The organism is Bradyrhizobium sp. Mp19 (assembly GCF_029952935.1).
GTDB lineage: Bacteria > Pseudomonadota > Alphaproteobacteria > Rhizobiales > Xanthobacteraceae > Bradyrhizobium > Bradyrhizobium elkanii.
On the sequence record NZ_JASAUT010000175.1, the window covers coordinates 1 to 1,006 of the forward strand.

Genomic DNA, 1,006 nt, shown 5'->3' on the forward strand with positions numbered 1-1,006 from the left:
GTCGTGTGCATCGACGGCGGCATGCTGGCGCATGTGCCGACGTACGCCGACGGTGGCAACAGCCGCGCCGCGCGGCCTTCCGGCGAGACCGCCGAAGCGGACACGTCGCTGCGCTGCTGATGGACATGATGCTCAACCCGCTGAACCGTCGGCATCGGCTACGGCACGACATCCCGGTCGTGCCCGGCGCTTTCCCCTTGGTCGGTCATCTTCCCGCCGTCGTCTGCGACCTGCCGCGCCTGCTGCGGCGCGCGGAACGGAGGCTGGGCAACCACTTCTGGCTGGATTTCGGCCCTGCCGGACACCTGATGACCAGTCTGGATCCGGATGCTCTCGCACTGCTCCGGCACAAGGACGTATCCTCGGCGCTGATCGAAGACATCGCGCCCGAATTGTTTGGCGGAACGTTGGTTACCCAGGACGGCATCGCGCACCGGCAGGCGCGCGATGCGATCCAGGCGGCGCTTCTGCCCAAGGGGCTGACCCAGGCCGGCATCGGCGAGCTGTTCGCGCCCGTCATCCGGGCGCGCGTGCAGAGGTGGCGCGACCGCGGCGACGTAACCATCTTGCGCGAAACCGGCGATCTGATGCTTAAGCTGATCTTCAGTCTCATGGGAATCCCCGCGCAGGACCTGCCGGGATGGCGCCGCAAGTACCAGCAACTGCTGCAGTTGATCGTCGCGCCCCCGGTCGACCTGCCCGGACTGCCCTTGCGGCGCGGCCGCGCCGCCCGTGACTGGATCGATGCGCGGTTGCGCGAGTTCGTCCGCGCCGCGCGCGAACATGCCTCGCGCACCGGGTTGATCAACGACATGGTGAGCGCCTTCGATCGCAGCGACGATGCGCTTTCCGATGACGTCCTGGTCGCCAATATCCGCTTGCTGCTGCTTGGTGGTCACGACACCACCGCCTCGACGATGGCCTGGATGGTGATCGAGCTGGCGCGGCAGCCTGGGCTGTGGGACGCCCTGGTCGAGGAGGCGCAACGCGTGGGCACGGTGCCGAC

At 68.0% G+C, this 1,006-nt stretch carries 1 protein-coding gene and 1 pseudogene; both read left to right on the forward strand.

The genetic code is table 11. The features are described from left to right. Positions 1-120 (forward strand): annotated as a pseudogene (locus tag QJT82_RS45430) (short-chain dehydrogenase); the annotation flags it as partial. Beyond that, a partial coding sequence (locus QJT82_RS45435) for a cytochrome P450 (RefSeq protein WP_281446732.1) occupies positions 120-1,006 on the forward strand: 887 nt, incomplete at its 3' end. The pseudogene QJT82_RS45430 and the gene QJT82_RS45435, both read left to right, overlap by 1 nt.